The sequence below is a fragment of the Pseudomonas sp. PDM05 genome (genome assembly GCF_014851685.1).
GTDB lineage: Bacteria > Pseudomonadota > Gammaproteobacteria > Pseudomonadales > Pseudomonadaceae > Aquipseudomonas.
Genome location: NZ_JACVAC010000002.1, coordinates 544,335 through 567,441, shown reverse-complemented (window position 1 = coordinate 567,441; position 23,107 = coordinate 544,335). Strand labels below are relative to the sequence as shown.

General features: G+C 61.7%; 18 protein-coding genes, 1 tRNA gene and 2 pseudogenes. 11 read left to right on the top strand and 10 right to left on the bottom strand.

The features are described from left to right. Positions 1–3: 3 nt before the first annotated feature. A pseudogene (locus tag IB241_RS07515) lies at positions 4–516 on the bottom strand (gluconate transporter); the annotation flags it as partial. A 94-nt stretch (positions 517–610) separates the two neighbouring features. Here IB241_RS07515 and IB241_RS07510 point away from each other — a divergent pair. From IB241_RS07510 to IB241_RS07500, 3 genes are read left to right on the top strand one after another with little or no spacing between them, the layout of a single operon-like run. Beyond that, the gene (locus IB241_RS07510) at positions 611–1,822 is read left to right on the top strand and encodes a TolC family protein (RefSeq protein ID WP_192297822.1); all 1,212 of its coding nucleotides are present in this window, start codon (positions 611–613) and stop codon (positions 1,820–1,822) included. An 18-nt stretch (positions 1,823–1,840) separates the two neighbouring features. After that, positions 1,841–2,947: an efflux RND transporter periplasmic adaptor subunit gene (locus IB241_RS07505; RefSeq protein ID WP_192297821.1), complete on the top strand. Its 1,107-nt coding sequence runs from the start codon at positions 1,841–1,843 to the stop codon at positions 2,945–2,947. Positions 2,948–2,965: 18 nt separating this feature from the next. After that, the gene (locus IB241_RS07500; protein ID WP_192297820.1) at positions 2,966–6,094 is read left to right on the top strand and encodes a CusA/CzcA family heavy metal efflux RND transporter; all 3,129 of its coding nucleotides are present in this window, start codon (positions 2,966–2,968) and stop codon (positions 6,092–6,094) included. 131 nt (positions 6,095–6,225) lie between these two features. Here the strand turns inward: IB241_RS07500 and IB241_RS07495 are convergent, their stop codons facing one another. The 3 genes from IB241_RS07495 to IB241_RS07485 all read right to left on the bottom strand — a co-directional run bounded on the left by IB241_RS07495 (position 6,226) and on the right by IB241_RS07485 (position 9,957). Further along, entirely contained in the window at positions 6,226–7,626 is a 1,401-nt protein-coding gene (locus IB241_RS07495; RefSeq protein WP_192297819.1) for a heavy metal sensor histidine kinase, read from the bottom strand. Continuing rightward, positions 7,623–8,297 (bottom strand): heavy metal response regulator transcription factor, encoded by a 675-nt coding sequence (locus IB241_RS07490; protein ID WP_192297818.1) that lies wholly within the window; start codon positions 8,295–8,297, stop codon positions 7,623–7,625. Before IB241_RS07490 ends, IB241_RS07495 begins: the two co-directional genes overlap by 4 nt. Before the next feature lie 340 nt (positions 8,298–8,637). Next, entirely contained in the window at positions 8,638–9,957 is a 1,320-nt protein-coding gene (locus IB241_RS07485; RefSeq protein WP_192297817.1) for an OprD family porin, read from the bottom strand. Between the two features lie 224 nt (positions 9,958–10,181). Between IB241_RS07485 and IB241_RS07480 the strand changes: the two genes are divergently transcribed. The 4 genes and pseudogenes from IB241_RS07480 to IB241_RS07470 all read left to right on the top strand — a co-directional run bounded on the left by IB241_RS07480 (position 10,182) and on the right by IB241_RS07470 (position 12,572). Beyond that, positions 10,182–10,514 carry a DUF2790 domain-containing protein gene (locus tag IB241_RS07480; protein WP_192297816.1) on the top strand — a complete coding sequence of 111 codons (333 nt, stop codon included), beginning with the start codon at positions 10,182–10,184 and terminating at the stop codon, positions 10,512–10,514. 63 nt (positions 10,515–10,577) lie between these two features. Then, positions 10,578–11,396 (top strand): annotated as a pseudogene (locus IB241_RS27910) (PAS domain-containing protein); the annotation flags it as partial. A gap of 108 nt (positions 11,397–11,504) precedes the next feature. Beyond that, positions 11,505–11,936: a methyl-accepting chemotaxis protein gene (locus IB241_RS27905; RefSeq protein WP_412547865.1), complete on the top strand. Its 432-nt coding sequence runs from the start codon at positions 11,505–11,507 to the stop codon at positions 11,934–11,936. Positions 11,937–11,996: 60 nt separating this feature from the next. Continuing rightward, positions 11,997–12,572, top strand: coding sequence for a flavin reductase family protein (locus IB241_RS07470; RefSeq protein WP_192297814.1), 576 nt, complete (start codon positions 11,997–11,999; stop codon positions 12,570–12,572). 3 nt (positions 12,573–12,575) lie between these two features. Here IB241_RS07470 and IB241_RS07465 read toward each other — a convergent pair whose 3' ends face one another. Next, complete coding sequence (locus IB241_RS07465; protein ID WP_192297813.1) at positions 12,576–13,388, bottom strand: AraC family transcriptional regulator; 813 nt, start codon at positions 13,386–13,388, stop codon at positions 12,576–12,578. 139 nt (positions 13,389–13,527) lie between these two features. On the opposite strand from IB241_RS07465, the gene IB241_RS07460 reads away from it, so the two are divergent. Both IB241_RS07460 and ddlA read left to right on the top strand, forming a co-directional pair. Beyond that, positions 13,528–14,166, top strand: a complete 639-nt coding sequence (locus tag IB241_RS07460; RefSeq protein ID WP_192297812.1) for a LysE family transporter — start codon at positions 13,528–13,530, stop codon at positions 14,164–14,166. A gap of 44 nt (positions 14,167–14,210) precedes the next feature. Beyond that, entirely contained in the window at positions 14,211–15,305 is a 1,095-nt protein-coding gene (ddlA, locus tag IB241_RS07455) for a D-alanine--D-alanine ligase (RefSeq protein ID WP_192297811.1), read from the top strand. Here ddlA and IB241_RS07450 read toward each other — a convergent pair. The 5 genes from IB241_RS07450 to IB241_RS07430 form a co-directional block, all read right to left on the bottom strand. Then, on the bottom strand, positions 15,295–16,026 hold the full coding sequence (locus IB241_RS07450) for a polyphenol oxidase family protein (protein ID WP_192297810.1): 732 nt from the start codon (positions 16,024–16,026) through the stop codon (positions 15,295–15,297). The genes ddlA and IB241_RS07450 overlap by 11 nt on opposite strands. Before the next feature lie 25 nt (positions 16,027–16,051). Beyond that, positions 16,052–17,863: a gamma-glutamyltransferase family protein gene (locus tag IB241_RS07445; protein ID WP_412547862.1), complete on the bottom strand. Its 1,812-nt coding sequence runs from the start codon at positions 17,861–17,863 to the stop codon at positions 16,052–16,054. Between the two features lie 54 nt (positions 17,864–17,917). Beyond that, complete coding sequence (locus tag IB241_RS07440; protein WP_192297808.1) at positions 17,918–18,697, bottom strand: PhzF family phenazine biosynthesis protein; 780 nt, start codon at positions 18,695–18,697, stop codon at positions 17,918–17,920. A gap of 153 nt (positions 18,698–18,850) precedes the next feature. After that, positions 18,851–18,927: transfer RNA gene (locus tag IB241_RS07435), tRNA-Met, on the bottom strand. Positions 18,928–19,134: 207 nt separating this feature from the next. Further along, positions 19,135–19,686 carry an RNA polymerase sigma factor gene (locus IB241_RS07430; protein ID WP_192297807.1) on the bottom strand — a complete coding sequence of 184 codons (552 nt, stop codon included), beginning with the start codon at positions 19,684–19,686 and terminating at the stop codon, positions 19,135–19,137. A 264-nt stretch (positions 19,687–19,950) separates the two neighbouring features. On the opposite strand from IB241_RS07430, the gene sctW reads away from it, so the two are divergent. After that, the gene (sctW, locus tag IB241_RS07425) at positions 19,951–21,003 is read left to right on the top strand and encodes a type III secretion system gatekeeper subunit SctW (protein WP_192297844.1); all 1,053 of its coding nucleotides are present in this window, start codon (positions 19,951–19,953) and stop codon (positions 21,001–21,003) included. Beyond that, positions 21,000–23,093 (top strand): type III secretion system export apparatus subunit SctV, encoded by a 2,094-nt coding sequence (gene sctV, locus IB241_RS07420; RefSeq protein WP_192297806.1) that lies wholly within the window; start codon positions 21,000–21,002, stop codon positions 23,091–23,093. The genes sctW and sctV overlap by 4 nt, the downstream gene beginning before the upstream one ends. The last annotated feature ends 14 nt before the right edge of the window (positions 23,094–23,107 follow it).

Sequence of the window (23,107 nt, the reverse complement as noted above, 5' to 3'; positions counted from 1 at the left end):
GGATCAGGTCAGAAAGTGCCAGAGCAGTAGCGTACCGATCAAACCGACAACGGACACAATCGTCTGCAACACCGACCACACCCAAATCGTCTGTTTCAACTGCAACCCGAAATACTCGCGCACCATCCAGAACCCGGCGTCGTTCACATGGCAAAAGAACACCGAGCCCGCGCCAATCGCCAGCGCTACCAGTGAGCTCTGTGTCGCCGCCAACCCCGCCATCATCGGCGCGAGAATGCCCGCCGTGGTGGTCGTGGCAACCGTCGCCGAGCCGGTGGCCTGACGCAACGCCACGGCGATCAGCCAGGCCAGCAGCAGGTACGGCATGTGCGCACCTTCGGCGACCTTGCTGATGGTCTGGCTCACGCCCGCATCCAGCAGGGTTTGCTTGAGGCCGCCGCCGGCGCCGATGGTCAGCAGCAATACGGCGATGGGCGCGAGGGCTTTGCGCAGGGTGTTCATGTGCCGTTTTGGTGCGACCTGCGACCCCCGCCCAAAGTGCCAGCCCAGAGCCATTGCTGTCGGATTTGTAATCTTGTCTCCACCGCCCTGATAAGTCGCGAGCGCTACATTCCAGCCGCTTGTACTTCATGGGCGTGGAACTCTCGTTATGCCAATTTCCGTTAAACATCTGCTGGGGGCGACGTTGTTGTGGGTGGCTGCCAATACGGCCCAAGCGCAAACCCTCACCCTCGATAGCGCCTTGCAGAATGCCTTCGCCAACCACCCTGACCTCGCCGCTGCTCAGTGGGACATCAACATCGCCGAGGGCGGCCGCCAGCAGGCCGCGCTGATACCCAACCCCGTGCTTTCCGTGGATGCCGAAGACACCCGCCGTGACACGCGCACCACCAGCGTCAAACTCAGCCAGACCCTGGAGTTGGGCGGCAAGCGCGGCGCGCGTATCGATGTGGCCACTCGCGCTCAGGACGCCACCGCACTGACCCTGGAACAGCGCCGCAACACCCTGCGCGCCGACGTGATCGACAGCTACTACGGCGCCCTGCGCGCCCAGGAGCGCCTTGACCTCGCGCAGCGCTCCCTGAAGCTGGCCGAACGTGGCCTGGTGGTCGCCAACGGTCGCGTGACGGCGGGCAAAACCTCGCCGGTGGAAGCCACCCGCGCCCAGGTGCAAGTGTCGCAAATCCGCCTTGAATTCAACCGTGCACAGATGGGCCTCAACGATGCCTATCGCCGCCTGGCCGCCAGCACTGGCAGCGCCGTCGTCGATTTCCAGGGCGTCGCCACGCAAAAACTGCCGTTGCCTCCCGCCGCCCAGTTGCTGGCGCGCCTTGAACAGACGGCCGAACTGCGCCTGGCCGAATTGCAGATCCTGCACAGCGAAGCCAGCGTCGGCCTGGAAAAAGCCCAGCGCATCCCCGACCTCGACGTGTCCATCGGCAGCCAATACGACGCTGGCGCGCGTGAGCGGGTCAACCTGGTCGGCCTGTCGATGCCGCTCCCGCTGTTCAACCGCAACCAGGGCAACGTGCTCGCCGCCAGTCGTCGCGCCGACCAGGCCCGCGACCTGCGCAACGCCACCGAACTGCGCCTGCGTACCGAAACCCGCCAGGCCCTGGACCTGTGGCAAACCGCCGATAGCGAAGTGCGCACGTTCAACCAGCAGATCCTGCCCGCCGCCCAAAGCGCGGTGGACAGCGCCACCCGTGGTTTCGAGATGGGCAAGTTCAACTTCCTCGATGTCCTCGACGCCCAGCGCACGCTGATTGCCGCTCGCACCCAATACCTCGCCGCCACCGCCCAGGCCACGGAGGCCTGGGTGCGCATCGAACGGATCTACGGCGACCTCACCCGTCTTTGATTTTTCCTGGAGCTTTCTATGAACCACAAACATGGCGTAGCGCTCGCCGTCGCCTTGAGCCTGCTGCTGTGCAGTGTTGCCAAGGCCGCTGAAGAAGAAGGCGAACTTGAACTCACCGAGCAGCAGATCCAGGCCGCCGGCATTCAACTGGCCCAGGCCCAACCGCGCTCGCTCAGCACGCTGCTGACCGTGCCGGCAGAGGTGCGTTTCGACGAGGACCGCACCTCGCACATCGTCCCGCGTACGGCGGGCGTGGTGGAGTCGGTGCAGGTCAACCTCGGCCAGTCGGTAAAAAAGGGTGAGCTGTTGGCAGTGATCGCCAGCCAGCAGATTTCCGACCTGCGCAGTGAACTGGCCGCCAGCCAACGCCGGGTCGAACTGGCCCGCACCACCTTTCAGCGTGAGCGTCAGTTGTGGCAGGACAAAATCTCTGCCGAACAGGACTACCTGCTGGCACGCCAAACCCTACAGGAAGCCGAAATCGCCCTGAACAACGCCCGTCAGAAGATGAGCGCCCTGAGTGGCAGCGCCGTACTCGTCGGAGGAAATCGCTACGAATTGCGCGCGCCATTTGCCGGTGTGGTGGTGGAAAAACACCTCGGCGTCGGCGAGGTGGTCAGCGAAACCAGCAACGCCTTCACCCTGTCGGACCTGTCCCAGGTGTGGGTCACCTTTGGTGTGTTTCCCAAAGACCTGAACAAGGTCCGCGTCGGCAAACCCGTCAAGGTCAGCTCCAGCGAAATGGGCACCGAAGTCCGTGGCACAGTGGCCTACGTCGGTAATCTGCTCGGCGAACAGACGCGCACCGCCACCGTTCGCGTCAGCGTGCCGAACCCCGACGATGCCTGGCGCCCCGGCTTGTTTGTCAGCGTGCAACTGGCCACCGAGAGCTTCCAGGCGCCGGTCAGCGTGCCCGAGGCGGCGATCCAGACCGTCGAGGACAAACCCTCGGTGTTCGAGCGCACCGAACACGGGTTCGTCACCCGCCATCTTGAACTAGGTGTCAGCGAAAACGGCTACGTCGAAGTGCGAAAAGGCCTGGAAGCCGGTGCGCAAGTGGCGACGGTTGGCAGCTTCATCCTCAAGTCCGAGCTGGGCAAGGGCTCCGCCGAGCACGCCCATTGATCCTGCGAGTGATTCCCCATGTTTGAGCGCCTTATCCAATTCGCCATCGAGCAGCGCATCATCGTGCTGTTGGCGGTGCTGTTGATGGCCGGTGTCGGTATCGCCAGCTATCAGAAGCTACCCATCGACGCAGTGCCTGACATCACCAACGTGCAGGTGCAGATCAATTCGGCGGCGGCGGGTTTCTCGCCGCTGGAGACCGAACAGCGCGTTACCTTTCCCATCGAAACCGCCATGGCCGGCCTGCCGGGGTTGCAGCAGACCCGTTCACTGTCGCGCTCCGGGTTGTCCCAGGTAACGGTGATTTTCAAGGACGGCACCGACTTGTTCTTCGCCCGCCAACTGGTCAACGAGCGCCTGCAAGTCGCCCGAGAACAATTGCCGGTTGGCATCGAGACTGCAATGGGGCCGATTTCCACAGGCCTTGGGGAAATTTTCCTATGGACCGTGGAGGCCAAGGACGGCGCACTCAAGGACGACGGCACGCCCTACACGCCAACCGACTTGCGCGTGATCCAGGACTGGATCATCAAGCCACAACTGCGCAACGTGCCGGGCGTGGCCGAGATCAACACCATCGGCGGCTTTGCCAAGGAATACCAGATCGCCCCCGACCCCAAGCGCCTGGCCGCCTACAGCTTGACCTTGAACGACCTGGTCACTGCGCTTGAGCGCAACAACGCCAACGTCGGCGCCGGTTACATCGAGCGCAGCGGCGAGCAACTGCTTATCCGCGCACCGGGGCAGGTGGCGTCGATCGACGACATTGCCAACATCGTCATCACCACGTCGGACGGTACGCCGATTCGTGTGCGAAACGTCGCTGAGGTCGACATCGGCCGTGAGATGCGTACCGGCGCCGCCACCGAAAATGGCCGTGAAGTGGTGTTGGGCACGGTGTTCATGTTGATTGGTGAAAACAGCCGCAGCGTGTCCCAGGCCGTGGCGGAAAAACTCGCACAGATCAACCGATCACTGCCCGAAGGCGTGGTGGCGGTCACGGTGTATGACCGCACCAACCTGGTCGAAAAAGCCATTGCCACCGTCAAGAAAAACCTCTTCGAAGGCGCGCTGCTGGTGGTCGCGGTGTTGTTCCTGTTTCTCGGCAATATCCGTGCGGCGCTGATCACCGCGATGGTGATCCCGCTGGCGATGCTGTTCACCTTTACCGGCATGTTCACCAACAAAGTCAGCGCCAACCTGATGAGCCTCGGTGCGCTGGACTTCGGCATCATCGTCGACGGCGCGGTGGTGATCGTCGAGAACGCGATCCGTCGCCTGGCCCATGCGCAGCAGCGTCACGGCCGCTTGTTGACCCGCAGCGAGCGCCTGCACGAAGTGTTCGCCGCCGCCAGGGAAGCACGGCGGGCGCTGATTTTCGGGCAACTGATCATCATGGTGGTGTACCTGCCGATCTTCGCCCTCACCGGCGTGGCTGGGAAAATGTTCCATCCCATGGCCTTCACCGTGGTGATCGCCTTGCTTGGCGCGATGATCCTGTCGGTGACGTTCGTGCCGGCGGCCATTGCGCTGTTTGTCACCGGCAAGGTCAAGGAAGAAGAAAACCTGGTGATGCGCACTGCACGTCGGGCCTATGCGCCGGTGTTGGAGGGGGTGATGGCGCGGCGGCCGCTGGTATTCGGCCTGGCGCTGCTGAGCATCCTCGGCTCCGGGGTGCTGGCCAGCCGCATGGGCAGCGAATTTATCCCCAGCCTCAGCGAAGGTGATTTTGCCCAGCAGGCCTTGCGCGTGCCCGGCACCAGCCTGACGCAATCGGTGCACATGCAGCAGCAACTGGAAACCACCTTGATGGCCCAGGTGCCGGAAATCGAGCGGGTGTTTGCCCGCACCGGCACCGCGGAAATTGCTTCCGACCCGATGCCGCCGAATATTTCCGACAGTTACGTGATGCTCAAGCCGAAGGACCAATGGCCAGACCCGAGCAAATCCCGTGAAACCCTGATTGCCGACATCCAGCGCGCCAGTGCGATTGTGCCGGGCAGCGCGTACGAACTTTCGCAACCGATCCAGCTGCGCTTCAACGAGCTGATTTCCGGAGTGCGCAGTGATGTGGCGGTGAAGGTGTTTGGGGATGATATGACGGTGCTCAACCAGACCGCCGACGCCATCGCCGATACGCTCAAGGGCCTTGATGGCGCTTCGGAAGTGAAGGTGGAACAGACCTCTGGCCTGCCGGTGCTGACCATCAATATCGACCGCGACAAGGCCGCACGTTTTGGCCTGAATGTCGGTGATGTCCAGGACACCATCGCTGTGGCCGTCGGAGGACGCCAGGCCGGAACCTTGTACGAAGGCGACCGGCGTTTCGCCATGGTCGTACGTTTGTCCGACGCGCTGCGCACTGATATTGACGGCTTGTCGCGACTGTTGATCCCGGTGCCCGCAAACGCATCCGGCCAGTTGGGCTTTATCGCCTTGTCCCAGGTGGCCAGCCTGGATCTGGTGCTCGGCCCCAACCAGATCAGTCGCGAAAACGGCAAGCGCCTGGTGATCGTCAGCGCCAACGTACGCGGGCGTGACATTGGCTCGTTCGTGGCCGCGGCCGAAGCGGCAATCTATGCCAAGGTCAAGGTGCCGGCGGGTTACTGGACCACCTGGGGCGGCCAGTTCGAGCAGTTGAAGGAAGCCTCCGAACGCTTGCGTATCGTGGTGCCGGTGGCGCTGCTGTTGGTGTTCGGGCTGTTGTTCATGATGTTCAACAACCTCAAGGACGGGCTGCTGGTGTTTACCGGGATTCCGTTCGCGCTGACGGGTGGGATCATGGCGCTATGGCTGCGGGATATTCCGCTGTCGATCTCGGCGGGGGTGGGCTTTATCGCGTTGTCCGGGGTGGCGGTGCTCAACGGGCTGGTGATGATTGCGTTCATCCGCAACCTGCGCGAGGAAGGGCGCTCGCTGTCGGTGGCGATCAACGAAGGTGCGTTGACCCGTTTGCGCCCGGTGTTGATGACGGCGCTGGTGGCGTCCCTCGGGTTTATCCCCATGGCGCTTGCCACTGGCACCGGCGCCGAAGTGCAACGGCCGCTGGCGACCGTGGTGATCGGCGGGATTATTTCCTCGACGTTGCTGACCTTGCTGGTGCTGCCGGCGTTGTACCAATGGGCACACCACAAAGAACAAGACTGACGTGTAGTGAGCGGGCTTGCCCCGCGCCGGGCGGCGAGGCCGCCCCAACTCCAGGCACCTCGGTCTCCCTGAAACATCGCGGCGGTCTTATTGGGGCGGCTTCGCCGCCCGGCGCGGGGCAAGCCCGCTCACTACTTAGGCTGGTCGCAGGGGAGGGGGAATATCAGGCGGAACGAGGTGATGCCACCCGGTGGGCTGCGTACTTCGGCCTGGCCCTGGTGCAGGGTCATGATCGAGCGCACGATGGCCAACCCCAGGCCGGTGCCGCCTTCGGTGCGGGCGCGGCTGTTGTCGGCGCGGTAGAAACGCTCGAACAGGTGCGGCAAATGCCGGGCGTCAATGCCCGCACCGGGGTTGCTGACGGACACGGACACCTGTTGCGCATACGTTTCCACCAGCAGGGCAATGTGCCCACCGCGTGGGCTGTGGCGGATCGCGTTGGACAGCAGGTTGGAGAGGGCGCGCTGGATCATCAGGCGATCACCCTGTACCTGGGCATCGCCGCTGAGGGTCAGGTTGAGCTGTTTGTCTTCGGCGCTCAGGGCAAACAATTCCATGACCCGACGGGCTTCATCGGTCAACGACACCGGCACAAACGAGGCACGCGCCGCCGGGTGGCTGACCTGGGCCAGGAACAGCATGTCGGACACGATGCGTGACAAACGCTCCAGCTCCTCGGTGCCGGATTCCAGCGCGGCCTTGTATTCCTCCGACGGCCGTTGGCGTGACAGTGTGACCTGGGCTTTGCCCATCAGGTTGGTCAGGGGCGCGCGCAGTTCGTGGGCCAGGTCGTCGGAGAATTGCGACAGTTGCTGCACGCCCGCGTCCAGGCGGTCGAGCATCACGTTGAAGCCCTGGGCCAGCTCGCGCAGTTCCTGGGGCAGGTTGTCCAGGGCCAGGCGATGGGTCAGGTCCTGGGTGGTGACTTGGGCGGCGACGTGGCTGAACTGCTTCAACGGTGCCAACCCGCGCTGCACCAGCCACCAGGCGCCCATGCCGATCAATAGCAACAGCAAGGGCAATGCCACCACCGTGGCGCGCAGGTAGGCGCTGAGCAGGGCCTGGTCGTCCATGCGGTCCAGGGACAGCAGCACGCGCACGCGTTCGCCACTGGCCAGGCGCATCAGGCTGGATGCGCTGAGCACCTGGTTGCCGTCGCTGTCTTCCCAGTTGAGGTAGCCGAGGGTTTCCCGGTGCGGGTAGTCGGTGAGCAGCGGCACCTGGGGCTTGGCACCGACGCTGAGCAGCACACGCTCGTCGGGCGCGGTGCCGACGATGCTCAGGTAGAAGTTATCGTGGCCGACGACCAAGTCCAACAGCGAGTGCGGGCGCGCGCGGATGTCGCGAGCGTCCAGGCCCTGGGCGAGGCTGTGCTGGATCTGTTCCATCTTGCTTTCCAGACCCTTGCGCGCTAGTTTTTCCAGCTCATGGGTCAGGGCCAGGTAAGCCAGGCTGGCCAGCAGCAGCACCAGGCCGGCACCCATCAGGCTGACCGTCAGGCCGAGGCGCATCGACAGGCTGCCGGTCTTCATGGGCGCGCTTCCAGCACGTAGCCGACGCCACGAATGGTGTGGATCAACTTGACCTCGCTCTGGTCATCCACCTTGGCGCGCAGGCGGCTGATGGAGACTTCCACCACATTGGTGTCGCAGTCGAAATTCATGTCCCACACCAGGGAAATAATCTGCGTGCGGGTCATCACTTCGCCGGTCTGGCGCATCAGTACCTGGAGCAGGGCGAACTCTTTGGTGGTCAGGTCGATCCTGCGGTTGCCGCGATAGGCGCGATGGCGGCGCGGGTCGAGTTCCAGGTCCGACACGCAGAACACTTCCGGCTGTGGGATATGTTCACTGCGTCGCAATAACGTACGCACCCGCGCGAGCAATTCGGGAAACTCGAAGGGTTTGACCAGGTAATCATCGGCCCCCATGTCCAGGCCCTTGATCTTGTCATCCAGGCGCCCACGGGCGGTGAGCATCATCACGCGCTGGCTGCCGTCGCGGCGCAGTTGTTCGAGTACTTCCCAGCCATCCTTGCCTGGCAGGTTGACGTCGAGAATCACCAGTTCATAGGCATGCTGCCGGGCCAGGTGCAGGCCGTCGATACCGTTGGCGGCGCAATCGACCACGTAGCCACTTTCAGTCAGGCCTTGCTGCAAATAAGCGGCGGTTTTTTGCTCGTCCTCAACCACAAGGATACGCATGGGGATTTACCTTTTTCGAAAAGAGAAGGGAGTCCATTTCCTTATGGAGGCTGTTGTTGGGGGAGTAGGAAAATTCTGAACCGTGAAGTGACTTCAGGGTCAACTGCGACGTTCTGTCGCAACTAAGTGAGCACGCAAAAAAAACGCCCCAATGGGGCGTTAAAAATCCATCTCTTTCCAAAGGAGCTACACAAAAGCTTCAGAGATGAATGTGCTCGGTGTTGCAAGTTGAAGCCAGTCTATAAAGTTCAACTTAACGAGAAGGTGAGGCCAATATTACAGTTTTGATAACTGGCTAGTTGTGAACAGATGTTAGTCAAGCGCGAACGAATGTAATGATTCAGAGAATCGCCAGCGGGTATTCGGCAATCAAGCGCACTTCTTCCAGGTCCGACTCGAATGCACTGGAACGCACCGTGGCTTGGCGCAAGCGCAGCGACAGGTCTTTCAAGTTGCCACTTTGCACCACATATTTGGCTTCGATGTCGCGCTCCCAGCGGCGCTGATCGGTCAGCGGGTCGCCTGCTGCATCGCGGCGCATGTACACCGTGTTGGCGTTGCTGTAGTCGGCGCCGGTGCCTTTGCCGTAGCGGGTCATGAACGACAGGCCGGGAATGCCGAACGGCTGCATGTCCAGGTCGTAGCGCACCATCCACGAACGCTCCTTGGGGGAGTTGAAGTCGCTGTATTGGATCGAGTTGTTGAGGAAGATCGAGTCCGACTGGCGCAGGTAATCGAAGTCGTCATCACCGTTGTTGCGCTGGTGCGACACGGCCACGCTGTGGGCGCCCATCTTCACGCCGAGCCTGGCGCTCCAGATGGTGTTGTCGAACTCACCCAGCCGTTTCTTGCCCTCATCCACCGCCTTGTAATAGTTGAAGTCGCCGAACAGCGAAACCTCATCGTTCAGCGGGTAGTTGGCGGCGCTGCCGAAGTAGTACTGGTCCCAGGCGTCCTTCAAGCGGCTGCTGTACAGGCTCAGGCTCAGGTGTTTGTTGAGTTGGTAATCACCGCCGAAATAGCCGATCCACGGTGAGTCGACCTTGCCCGCATAGAACGTCGCAAAGCCTTTGTCCATGCCGCTCTCGGTGGGTTGGCTCATACCGCTCAAACGTCCGCCTTGCAGGCTCAGGCCCTCCAGGCTGGTGTTTTGCGCGGTCACGCCACGAAAGCTTTCCGGCAACAGCCGCGAGTCGCCGTATGCCACCACCGGCGTGAGCGGGAACACGTCACCGGCCTTGATCACGGTGTCCAGCACGCGCAATTTTGCGGCGCCGCCGAATTTGCTGTAGTCGGACTCTGGATGGTTGCCGCTGTCCACCGGCAGCACGCCAAACGAGCCCTTGCCGCCGCTGCGGCCGGTGCCCGAGTCGAGCTTGAGGCCGTACATGGCAAACGCGTCCAGGCCAAAACCGAGCGTGCCCTGGGTAAAGCCGGATTCGAACTTGCCAATGAACCCCTGCGCCCAGGCTTCGGAGTAGCCATTGCCGGTAGGGCTGGACTGGCCCTTGCGGTCATCGCGGTTGAAGTAGAAATTGCGTGCCAGCACGTTCACGCTGCTGCCTTCGATAAAACCTTCGGGCTTGTCTTCCACGGCCACGGCGGCCAGGGGCAGCGCCGCAATCAATGAAAAGGGAAGGGTGTAGTAAGCACTGTGCATGTTGCGCTCCTCGGTATTGGCAGTGATCAGCTTCTTATAGAGGTGGGCGTTCTTATTGATTTGGCCCGGGCTGATAGTTGCAAATCACAGATAACAGCGAAGTGGCACGCACATTACAATTTTGGAATCTCACGGTTACCTAACAAATAAGTAATGTTCTGGTGAACGTCGCGTCAGGGTTCGCTCGTTACTCTGGGCACTCAACTTTGAACGAGGAACTTGTGATGAACTTTTATAAACTTGGCCTGGGTGTATTGGCGGCAGTCTTGTCGTTCGGTGCTTTGGCCGAAGGCGGCGGCGACCGGACCTTTGCCTTGATGATGGAGCGCAATGAAAAGGCCATGGCCGATTACGCCGCGCGCAATGGCAAGCCCGCGCCCGAGGTGCAGGTGTATCGCTACGGCATGCCACTGGATATTGCCAAGGTGGTCAGCGTGACGCCGCCGATCAGCGGCTGCCGCCCGGTGCCGTCGCGCATGACCTATGAAGACTCCAGCGGCAAGCTGACGACGCTTGAGTATCAAGTGATGGGCGCGTGCCGCAGCAATGGCGGCTGAGGGGAGCAAAAATATAGTTGGGCCCGGGGCTAAAGGCCTATTAAGAAAACGCCGGCAGGGCCGATGCAGGTCAGATCTTTCTCTCCCATTGACCATCGGTGCCCCATGTTCAACACCCGCCTGAAGCAGGAGCTGTCCGCTCTTCGCGAAGAACTGTCCAGCTTGGAGCAGGTCAAGGAGAGCCTGGAAAGCGAGATGCTGTGCCTGACGCTGGACGCCGAAGGCCGTATTGAATGGGCCAATAGCAACTTCCTGCAAGAGTTGGGTTACCAGAGCACGCAGTTGTTGGGGCGCCCTGTTGAAGAGCTGGTGCCGGCCCATGTGCGCCGGGACGAGTTCCAGCAGCGCTTCAACAACGCCCTGACGCGTGGCGAACACTACGCCGGCACCGTGCGCTTGATGCGCGGCAGTGGCGAGGAAGCCTGGCTGCGCTCGATCGTGCAACCGGTGCGCGGTTCGGACGGGCGCATCAAGCATTTTTCGATTTATTCCAGCGACCTCACGCGCACCATCGAGGCGTCGCGCGAGCATGAAAACCTGATTGCCGCGTTGGTGCGTTCCACGGCGGTGATCGAGTTCGACCTCAGTGGCCATGTGCTCACCGCGAATGATCGCTTCCTGGGCGGCATGGGTTACAGCCTGGCGCAGATCAAGGGCAAGCATCACCGCATGTTCTGCGAACCGGAGGAATACAACAGTGCCGAGTACCAGAACTTCTGGAAGCGCCTGAACAACGGTGAGTTTGTGGCAGCGCGCTTCAAGCGGATCGACAGCCATGGCCGCGTGGTGTGGCTGGAGGCGACCTACAACCCGGTGATGGACGCCACCGATCGCTTGTACAAAGTGGTCAAGTTCGCCACGGTGATCACCGATCAGGTCAACCGTGAGCAAGCGGTGTCCGACGCGGCCAACATCGCCTATGGCACCTCGCTGCATACCGATGAAAGCGCACAGCGTGGTACCAGGGTCGTGACCCAGGCAGTGGACGTGATGCGTGACCTGGCCACGCACATGCAACAGGCCGGCGAAGGCATCGAGGCGCTGAATGCCCAGTCCCAAGTGATCGGCAGTATCGTCAAGACCATCAGTGGCATTGCCGAGCAGACCAACCTGCTGGCGCTCAACGCGGCCATCGAAGCTGCGCGCGCCGGTGAGCAAGGCCGTGGGTTTGCGGTGGTGGCCGATGAAGTGCGGCAATTGGCGTCACGCACCAGCAAGGCCACCGAGGAAATCGTCGGGGTGGTCCGTCAGAACCAGGACATGGCCCGCGACGCGGTGGCGCTGATGACCGACGGTCGCCTGCAAGCCGAGCAAGGCCTGGCCCTGGCGGCTGAAGCGGGCACGGTGATCGTCGAGATCCAGGACGGCGCGCAGAAGGTCGTCAGTGCGGTAGGCCAGTTCGCCAACCAGCTGACCAACTGACCCGTCGGGTTCATGCTTGAGGTATCGTAGGTTTTTTCTCGTTTGAAGAGCCGACCTTTCATGAGCCCGACCCACCGTCGCCCCGTTCCGCTGTCCAAGGCCTACCGCTTGCTCAACCACGGGCCGACCGTGCTGGTCAGCGCGGCGCATAACGGCCAGCGCAACATCATGGCTGCCGCCTGGGCGATGCCGCTGGATTTCGAACCGCCGAAAGTCGCCGTGGTACTGGATAAGTCCACCTGGACCCGCCAGTTGCTGGAGGCCAGTGGCACCTTCGTGCTGCAAGTACCGTGCGTGGCCCAGGCCGATCTCGTACAGACCGTTGGTAACACGACTGGCACCGAGACAGACAAATTCGCCACCTACGGCCTACAGGTGTTCAGCGGTGAACATACCGAGGCGCCGTTGCTGGAAGGTTGTGTCGCCTGGCTGGAATGCCGCCTGCTGCCTGAACCGCACAACCAGGACACCTACGATTTGTTCCTTGGCGAAGTGGTTGCGGCGTATGCCGATACGCGGGTGTTCAGCGACGGCCACTGGCACTTCGACGGCCAGGATTCGTTGCGTACCTTGCATCACATTGCCGGCGGCAACTTCCTGAGCATCGGCGAACCGATTATCGGGCGCCAGCTTTAAGCCCTACCAGCGCCCGAGCATCTTCACCCAGCGCGACGGCGGCATGCCGTAGGTGCTGCGAAATTGCCGGGTCATATGGCTTTGGTCGGTGAACCCGGCAGTCATCGCCGCATTCACCAGCGATTGCCCCTGTGCCAGCAGGCTGCGTACCAGGTCCAGGCGGCGCATGGTCAGGTAACGGTAGGGGCTGGTGCCGAACAACAAGCGAAAATCTCGCGACAACGCCCAGCGGTCACGCCCGGCGTGCTCGGCCATTTCATCCAGGGTGATGCTGCGGCCCAGGGCGCTGTGGATGAATTCCCGCGCGCGTTCGGCGGCGACGTAGTCGAAGCTCTTGCGGCTGGTGATCACCCCGGACGCCTCGCTCAGGGCTTGCGCCAGGTCATACATCGCGTCCTGTTCCTGCAGTGGATCAATCGGGCAGTCCAGGCTTTGCAGCAGGACTTCGCTGGCGCGGAACAGGCGCGGGTCGGTGGTATGGCCAAAGGGAATGAATGGCAACGGCTTGCCGCCGAGGATCTGCTGGATCAGCGCCGGCTCCACGTAAATCATCCGGTACTTGAAGCCCTCCTCGCTGCTGGCGCGGCCGTCGTGGGTTTCGTCAGGATGAATCACCATGGTTGTGCCGGGCAGGCTGTGGGTCATGCAGCCGCGATAGTGAAAGCTCTGCACGCCGAACAACGTACGGCCGATGGCGTAAGTGTCATGGCGATGCGGGTCGAACGCGAAGCCGGCAAAGTACGCCTCGATACGGTCCATGCCGCTGGCGTGAGGGGCGCGGTGCATCCAGTCGAGAGGGGAAGTTGGATTGCCCATGGTGGCTTGTCACAAATTGAGGTGGAAACACGTTAACCGAGTCTGCGTTCCCTGTCTGCCGAGGTCTTGTACGATTGTGCAGGGTGACGGCGAGGTCTATGATCGCCGTTCGTACCCTGCGCTGATGGAGTTGCCTCCCATGGACGTTTTCAACCCCGCCTATGCGGCACCGCTGGTCTCACTGGCGCTGTTGTGGACCGTGGCCGTGGTGACACCAGGCCCCAACTTCTTCAATGCCGCGCAGTTGGCCGCCAGTTGCTCGCGCCGCCATGGCGTGGTGGCATCGGCCGGTGTGGCCACGGGCACCATCATGTGGGGGCTGGCTGGTGGCCTGGGGATCAAGTCGCTGTTTACCGCCGCACCGATGCTGTACCTGGCCTTCAAGATTATCGGCGGTTGCTACCTCATCTACCTTGGGCTGAAACTGTTCAAGCGCTCGGCGCCGACCATGGCGCAGAGCTTGCTGGCGGATGAGCCGCGGCGCTCGTTGTTCTGCGCGTGGCGCCTGGGTTTGCTGGGTAACCTGTCCAATCCCAAGGCCGCGCTGTTTGTCGCCACCATTTTCGCTTCCACCATGCCACCTTCGCCGTCGCCGATGCTGTTGACCCTGGCGGTGATGACCATGGCCACCTTGTCCTTCAGTTGGTATTCCTGCGTCGCTCTGGTGTTTTCCAGCCAGCGTATGGCCAACCTGTACAGCCGTTCGCGCAAGTGGCTGGACCGTTTTGCCGGCAGTTGCTACCTGTTGTTCGGCGCGCATCTGGTAGCGAATCGCTGACGGCCCGTGGTAAGAAGCCTTACTTTCAACCGTGAGGCCGAGTCATGAGCAAGCTGCGTGTAGGAATTATTTTTGGTGGGCGTTCGGCCGAGCACGAGGTCTCGCTGCAGTCGGCGCGCAATATCGTCGATGCCCTCGACCGCACGCGCTTCGAGCCGGTGCTGATCGGCATCGACAAGGCCGGTCACTGGCACCTCAACGACACCTCGAACTTCCTGATCAACGGGGAAGACCCAGCGCTGATCGCGCTCAACCAGTCCAACCGCGAGCTGGCGGTGGTGCCAGGCAAAGCCAGCCAACAACTGGTGGAAACCTCCGGCGGCGATCTGCTGGCTCATGTCGATGTGATATTCCCGATTGTCCACGGCAGCCTGGGTGAAGACGGCTGCCTGCAAGGCTTGCTGCGTATGGCCGACCTGCCTTTCGTCGGCTCCGACGTGCTCGGCTCGGCGGTGTGCATGGACAAGGACATCAGCAAACGCCTGCTGCGCGATGCCGGGATTGCCGTCACACCGTTCATCACCCTGACCCGGCGCAACGCGGCCCGCACAAGCTTTGACGCGGTCGTGAGCAAGCTCGGCCTGCCGATGTTCGTCAAGCCGGCCAACCAGGGCTCGTCGATCGGCGTGAGCAAAGTCGCTGACGAAGCCGAGTACCACGCCGCCGTTGAGCTGGCGTTGGGTTTTGATGAAAAAGTGTTGGTGGAGTCTGCGGTGCGGGGGCGCGAAATCGAATGCGCCGTGCTGGGCAACGACGATCCCATCGCCAGCGGTTGCGGTGAAATCGTGGTGAGCAGTGGTTTCTATTCCTACGACAGCAAATACATCGACGCCCAGGCCGCTCAGGTCGTAGTGCCGGCGGCGATCAGCGCCGAGGCCAGCGAACGCATTCGCCGCCTGGCCCTGGAGGCATTTGAAGTCTTGGGCTGCTCCGGCCTGGCGCGCGTCGACGTGTTCCTGACTGACGACGGCGAAGTGCTGATCAACGAAATCAACTCACTGCCCGGCTTCACCCGCATCAGCATGTACCCCAAGCTGTGGCAGGCGACGGGGATGAGTTACAGCGAGTTGGTGAGCCGGTTGATTGAGTTGGCGTTGGAGCGGCATGTGGGGCGCAGGGGGTTGAAGATCAGTCGCTGATCGCTCTACGAGCAATCCACGAATACAGTAGGGTCTTGGGCTCGTCCGGGTGGTGCGTCCTGCGCCGATAGCTGGCAAACGCTGGCGAGGTGCAGTAGGTGCACACCGCGCTGACTTCGATCTGCTCGCGCCGAATGCCCGCTGCTTGCAACAGCATCACGCCGTACCCGCTGAGGTCGAACCAGGCGCTGCCCGTTTGTTGCGCCTGGGGCGGCGCAATTTGCGCTGGCAGCAGCGGCGCAGGTTGCACAACGCTCCACGGCGCCGGAGCGTCCGACCACAGGTGTCCCTGATCAGCCTGGAGCTGCCCGATAAACCCTTCGCTCACTTCATAGCAGCACGGTTTGATCGACGGCCCGATTGCCACCAGCAACTGCTCGGCGGCAATCCCTTCCTCGGCAAAGCGCTGCACGGCATTGGCGATGATTCCCGCTTGCAGCCCCTTCCAGCCGCCATGTACCGCCGCCACTCTTGCGGCGTTTTTTGCGGCGATGAGAATCGGCAGGCAGTCGGCGGTGATCACCGCGATCGGTTGCCGCTCGCCGGTGAACACCCCGTCGGCCGGAACCGTGTTGCTCTGCTGATCCGCCTCCCACTCAATCACCGTTGCACTGTGCACCTGCTTGCAGATGAACACGTCATCCGGGCGCAGTGGGTCGTTGATCGTACAAAAACCGTGATCGACGCCGGGCAGGGCGCCGAGATTGTCTGCTTGCTGCATGGGGTGCTCTCCGTCGATTGAATGTTCAGTCGCCCAGGGCTTGGCCTTCACGCCGCGGGTCGGCGCCGCCGCTCAATGACACCTTGCCCTGGGCATCCCGCGTGCGCACGATGGCCTGGATGCCGCTGGTCATGTCGATTTCATTCAGCGTGTGATCTTTGTCCTTCAACGCCTGTTTCAACGCCGGGCTGAACAAGCCAGCTTCCAACTCGGTGGCGCCGTTGCGACTGCCGAAGTTGGGCAGGTTGATGGCGGCTTGTGGGTCGAGTTTCCAGTCGAGCATGGCCACCAGGGACTTGCTCACGTACTCGATGATCTGCGAGCCGCCCGGTGAACCCACCGCGGCCAGCAACTCGCCGCTGTTGCGGTCGAACACCAACGTCGGGGCCATCGCCGAGCGCGGGCGTTTGCCTGGTTCGACGCGGTTGGCGACTGGCTGGCCGTGTTCTTCGGGGATGAACGAGAAATCGGTCATCTGGTTGTTGAGCAAAAAACCCTGGACCATCAGGTGCGAACCGAATGCCGCCTCGACGGTGGTGGTCATCGACACGGCGCCGCCGCGGTCATCCACCGCCACCACTTGCGACGTGGAAATGCGCAATGGCGAGCGGTCCGGTGCGTACGCCACCTGGATGCCCGCAGGCTGGCCCGGCTTGGCGATGCCCATGCTGCGCTCACCGATCAGCGCGGCGCGCCTGGCCAGGTAGTCCGGGGCGACGAGACCGGCGACCGGCACGGGGACGAAATCCGCATCGGCCACGTACAGCCCGCGATCGGCGAAGGCCAGGCGGCCCGCTTCGGCGAGCAGGTGCACGGCTTCAGGCACAGGTTCCAGGCCAGCGGGGGAAGTGCTCTTCAGCGGTTTCATCGATGCGATTGCCAGTGGCGGGTCGCGGCTTTCCAGGGCTTGCAGCGTGCCCAGGATTTGCGCGATGGCAATCCCGCCCGACGACGGTGGCGGCATGCCGCAGACTCTCCACTGTTTGTAGTCGGTACACAGTGGCGTACGTTCCTTGGCGGAGTAGCCCTTGAGGTCAGCCTGGGACAGGCTTCCCGCGTTGCGATGGCCTTGCACCTTGCGGGCAATTTCAGCGGCAATCGGCCCGTGATACAACGCGTCTGGCCCTTCGTTGGCGATGCGTTTGAATACGGCGGCCAGCGCCGGATTTTTCAAGCGTGTGCCGGTGGCCTTTGGCGTGCCATCGGCATTCAAGAAGTAAGCCGCCATGTCGGGGGACTGGGGGATATAACGGTCGGCGGCAATCAGCGCGTGCAGGCGCGGGGAAATCGCGAAACCCTCTTCCGACAGGCGGATCGCCGGTTCGAACAGCGTGGCCCAGGGCAAATGCCCGCTGTCTTTGTGTGCCCGTTCCAGCGCACGCAGCACCCCCGGCGTGCCGACCGAACGCCCGCCGATCTGCGCCTCGGCAAACCCCATCGGCGTACCGTCGGGGCGCAGGAACAAACGCTCCCTCGCCCCGGCCGGTGCGGTTTCGCGGCCGTCGTAGGCGCGCACGTTCTTGCCATCCCGCAGCATGATGAACGCACCGCCGCCGATGCCCGACGACTGCGGTTCCACCAAGGTCAACACGGCTTGCATCGCAATCGCCGCATCAATTGCCGAACCGCCCTGGCGCAACATCTGGCGCCCGGCTTCGGCGGCCAGTGGGTTGGCGGCCGCTGCCATATGGCGCTCGGCATGGCGGGTGGCGAGGTCGGTACGGTAGCCCGAGCCCAGCTCCGGTGCCGGTGGTTGATCGGTGGCCGGGGTATGGCAGGCCGCCAGTGCGAGGCCTGCCACCATGACCGACAACTGCCGGCGGGAAATCGAAAGCACGCGTTGAACTCCGTTCATTTTGAGAATGATCTATTGTCCTTGGGGGAGTGCTTTTTACAGGTAAATCGTGCCTTGCAGGTAAAGCACTGCGCTGCCGGAGATGATCACGCGCTCGCCCTTGAGCTCGCAGCGCAACTGGCCACGGCGTGTGCCGCCTTGCTCGGCGGTCAACACCGACTTGCCCAGGCGTTCGGCCCAGAACGGCGTCAGCGATGTATGGGCGGAGCCGGTGACCGGGTCTTCATTGACGCCCACGTTCGGTCCGAACCAGCGCGAGATAAAGTCGAACCGTGCGCTTTTGGCGGTCACCGCGATGCCGCGTTTGGGCAAGCCCTTGAGGCTGGCGAAATCCGGGGTCAGTGCGGCGACCTGGGCTTCATCGTCCACCAGCACGATGTAGTCATCGGTGCTGAACACCTCGGCGTGTTCGATGCCTAGCGCGCTCAACATCCCTGCTGGAGGCTCGCACGGCTGGGGCTGCTTGGCCGGAAAGTCCATCGCCAGCTCGTCGCCGTTGCGCGTCACGCGAAGCTCGCCGCTGCGCGTGGCAAAGCGCAGCACCTCAGGTGCACTGGCCAGTTTGTGGATCAACACCCAGGCGGCGGCCAACGTGGCATGGCCGCACAGGTCCACTTCGACTTGCGGGGTAAACCAGCGCAACTCATAGACCTCGCCGCGCGGTACAAAAAACGCGGTCTCCGAGAGGTTGTTCTCGGCGGCGATGTTATGCAGTTGTTCGTTGGGCAGCCATTCGGTCAGTGGGCAGACCGCTGCGGGATTACCGCCGAAGACGTGGGAGCTGAACGCGTCGACTTGGTAGATATCCAGTTTCATCGGGGAGGCACTCCGTGTGGGGAGGTTGGACACTAGCAGTGGGCCAGGGGAGCGTCGCCGTACAGATGGTGGTTTTTTTTGTGCGCATGTGCGCTGCACTTTCTTGCAGGCATAAAAAAACGGCCTACCTTTCGGTAAGCCGTTTTTAGTACTTGGTGGCTACACAGGGACTTGAACCCCGGACCCCAGCATTATGAATGCTATGCTCTAACCAACTGAGCTATGTAGCCAAGTGGCGCGCATTATTCGCTCAGAACGCTAATGCGTCAAGTATTTATTTTGAATTTTTATCTGCGCTTTCAACTGTTTAAGCAAAATCGGCTGAAACGGCGACGAGTGGCGTGCCACTGTCGGTGTTCCCCCATGGGCTTTGCGTCGATTTTCCGGTGTGCGACTCGGTTGGGCAGATATCCCTGCTGCCCAACGCGGGGTCTGGCTTACCGGGGCATCGGGCTGTGGGTGACACGCTTGAGTTGTTCGCGGGCGCGCGACAGGCGTGAGCGTACTGTGCCGATCGGAATATCCAGCACGTCGGCGGTGTCCTGGTAGCTGCCGTCGGTTTCCAGTGACGCGTACAGCGTCTTGCGCATCTCGGCCGGCAGGTGGTCGATGGCGCTCAAGGTTTTCTCCAGGCGACGGTTGATCTCAAATTCCCAATCCAGGTTGTGATTGTCTTCGTGTCCATGCCAGAGCGCCTCGTCAAACTCGCAATGCACGGGCTTGGCGTACAGGCGCCTGAAGTGATTGCGGATCAGGTTTTGCGCAATGCCGCACATCCAGGTACTGAGGGTGGCGTTGCCGCTGAAACGCTCGCGGTTGCGCCAGGCTTCCAGGTAGGTCAGTTGCAGAATGTCGTCTGCATCTTCCGGGTTGAGCACACGCTTGTGAATGAAGCGCCGAAGTTTCTTTTGCTGGTCGTCTGTCAGTTGGAGCATGAATTGAGGCGAGCTGCCAACGAGGTGAGCCAGAGCTTCAATTGGGATATTCATGTTGTTTTTCCTCAGGGTAGACGCTGCCGAAATGGTTTCGACGAGAACCCCTTTAGCACTGGCTGTGCCAAACTAAAAAACTACATAAATATATGATTTATAAGGATATATATCTTTGTGCGAGGTGTGTTTGCGCAAGAGTTTGCAAATATCCTTGATGGTGTTGTGCAGGCTTTTTCAAAAAGCCTGCGTCGATGATTTTGATGGAACTGTTTGGAGACGGTTTGCCACATAGGGAAACACTCTTCCAATCCTGATCTGTTTATGAAAGTTGAATCGCCCAGCGATGTACAAAAAGTCCTGCAACAGGATCCGCCCAACGTCGATGCCGCCCAGGTGCAGACGAGGAGTCCGGGTGTCGATGAGCTTGCCTTCAATCAGGACCTGATGTTTAACAACGTGCCGAAGCGGCAGGCGGTGGGTGAGAGCGTTATGCCTATCGAGCAACTGGCGCAGCTTTACGACCAGTTGGGCCACCCGGCTCAGGCGAAGCTTGCCGCGATCACCCGCATGGTGCGGCACTATCTGATGCGCGAGCCAAGTATCGACACACTGCTGGAAATCACCGGCAACGATCCAGCGCGAACGTTTGTGGTGCTCCACCAGGTAATGGCCCAGGCGCAGGCCGCAAGGGACAAAGACGAGGCAAGGTTGGCCCAGGATGCCCTTGCCAGGCTCAATATTCGCTTTAAACGGGAAATCCAGGCCGGCCTGAACATCGCCATGACCTTGCAGGCCGCGGGTGCCGACCCGCAAGAACGCCAGGCGGTGCGCGACCTCTATTACGCCAGCGTGGTCACTCGTCAGTCCCTGGCGACGATGATGAAAGAGCTGTTGCGCGTGTACGGTGCCGAACGGTTTTCGCAAGGCCTGAAGGTCATGCGGGGCGCCTTGTCGGACGACATCGCGGCTCACGTGCCGTCGGTGCCTACCGCTTTGTTGCGCTCGTTGCTGCGGGGGCTGCAAAGCTGCTCACAGCTGAGCGGCGTGTTGTCCAACTGCGAGTCGTTGATCCGGCGCCTGAACCTTGAGCAGGATGCGGTGAGCCTGTTGCAGCGCCTGCTGGGCTATGCCGGTACGGGCGTTGCGGCCTCTGAAGTGCAGCGCCTGGCGGATGATCTGTTGGCCCCTGGCCGGCCTAGCCCGCTGGTCTCCCTCAATGCGCTGTACCCAGTGATTCAACAGATACCCCTGGGTATTTGGCTGGACGGCCAGACGCGCCGAGACGCGCTGCACAACTTTTTGTTGGTGATGGATGAGTGTGTCCGGGTCGAGCGGGGGCCTGGGGGGCCGGTTGCTCAGAGGAGGGGCCTGTGACTGCGCTGTCGAGCATCAATGGGCTGCTGCTCAAGGTTGCGCAGCGCGCCGAAGTGCTGGGCGCCGTGGTGGTCATGGCCATTGTGTTTATCTTTATCGTGCCACTGCCCACTTGGCTGGTGGACATCCTCATTGCGGTGAATATCTGCATCTCGTGCCTGTTGATCGTACTGGCCCTGTACCTGCCGGGGCCGTTGGCGTTTTCGTCGTTTCCGTCGATTTTGTTGCTGACCACCATGTTCCGCCTGGCGCTGTCGATTGCCACCACGCGCCTGATCCTGCTGGAACAGGATGCCGGTGAAATCGTCGAGGCCTTCGGTAATTTCGTGGTTGGGGGCAACCTGGCGGTGGGCATGGTGATCTTCCTGATCCTGACGCTGGTGAACTTTCTGGTAATTACCAAGGGCTCCGAGCGTGTGGCCGAGGTGTCGGCACGTTTCAGCCTGGACGCAATGCCCGGCAAGCAGATGTCCATCGACAGTGACCTGCGTGCCGGGCTGATCGACGGTACGCAGGCGCGGGACAAGCGCGAGCAGCTGTCTCGCGAAAGCCAATTGTTCGGCGCGATGGATGGCGCCATGAAATTCGTCAAAGGCGATGCCATTGCAGGCCTGATCATCGTAGTGGTCAACCTGCTGGGTGGTTTCTCGACCGGCATGTTCCAGCACGGCTTGAGCGCGGCAGAGTCCATCTCGCTGTACTCCGTGCTGACCATCGGTGACGGCCTGATTGCGCAGATCCCCGCGCTGCTGATTTCGCTCACGGCCGGCATGATCATCACCCGCGTAGCGCCGGATGGCCGCAAAGGGGTCAGTAACATGGGCGCCGAAATTGCCCGGCAAATGACCAGCGAGCCCAAGAGTTGGGTGATTGCCTCGGTTGGCATGCTTGCATTTGCGATCGTGCCTGGCATGCCGACCCTGGTCTTTATCCTGATCGCGCTAAAGACCGGCGGCCTGGGTTATTACCTGATGCGCCAGCGTCAGCGCGAGCAGGCGCCGCGAACCGAACCGCAGCAGCCGGTTCGCCCGGAAGAGAACGGCGATGAGGACGTGCGCGGCTTCGACCCGTCGCGGCCGTACTTGCTGCAGTTCAATCCGGTATTTTACGACACGCCTGAGATCCTGGACATCGTCAGGAAAGTCCGCCAGGCCAGGAATGCGCTGGTGGCCAATATCGGTCTGACATTGCCACCGTTCGACGCCGAGTTCAGCGACACGTTGGCAGTCGATGAGATGCGTTTTTGCGTGCATGAAGTTCCGGTGATGGTGGCGACCCTGAGCGACCGCATCGCTGTCGAGTATGCGGCGTTTGCACAGCCCCCTGAGCAGGGTGAGCGCGGACGCATCGAGCGCGACGAGCAGGATTGGCTGTGGCTCGCGCCGGATGACCCTTTGCTGGAAGATCCCGACCTCGAACGGTTCACTGCCCAGCAATTGATCGTCGAGCGCATGACGCGCGCGATGATGCTCAGCGGGCCGCGGTTCCTGGGCATTCAGGAGAGCAAGTCGATTCTCAGTTGGCTGGAGCAGAACCAGCCAGAACTGGTGCAGGAACTGCAACGCATCATGCCGCTTTCGCGGTTTTCGTCGGTACTGCAGCGCCTGGCCAGCGAAGGCGTTCCGCTGCGTGCCGTGCGGCTGATCGTCGAGTCATTGATCGATTACGGGCAGCATGAGCGTGAACCCGAGGCTTTGGCCGATTACGCGCGTATCGCCCTCAAATCGCAGATCTTTCACCAGTACAGCGAGGCCGATGGCCTGCATGCCTGGCTGCTGTCGCCGCAGACGGAAAATATCCTGCGCGAAGCGCTGCGCCAGACCCAGAGCGGTGTGTTCTTCGCCCTTGAAAACGATCACAGCACGGCGCTGGTCAACCTGCTCAACCAGGCATTCAGCGTACGCGCCAAAACCCGCAGCGTGATGCTGGTGGCTCAAGACCTGCGCAGTCCGCTGCGGACCTTGCTGATCGATGAATTCAACCATGTGCCGGTGCTGTCCTTTGCCGAGCTTGGCAGCACCTCCAAAGTCAAAGTGCTGGGGCGCTTTGACCTTGGGCAGGAAGAGTTGATGCGCGGAGCCGTGGCATGAACAGGCTGTTGCTA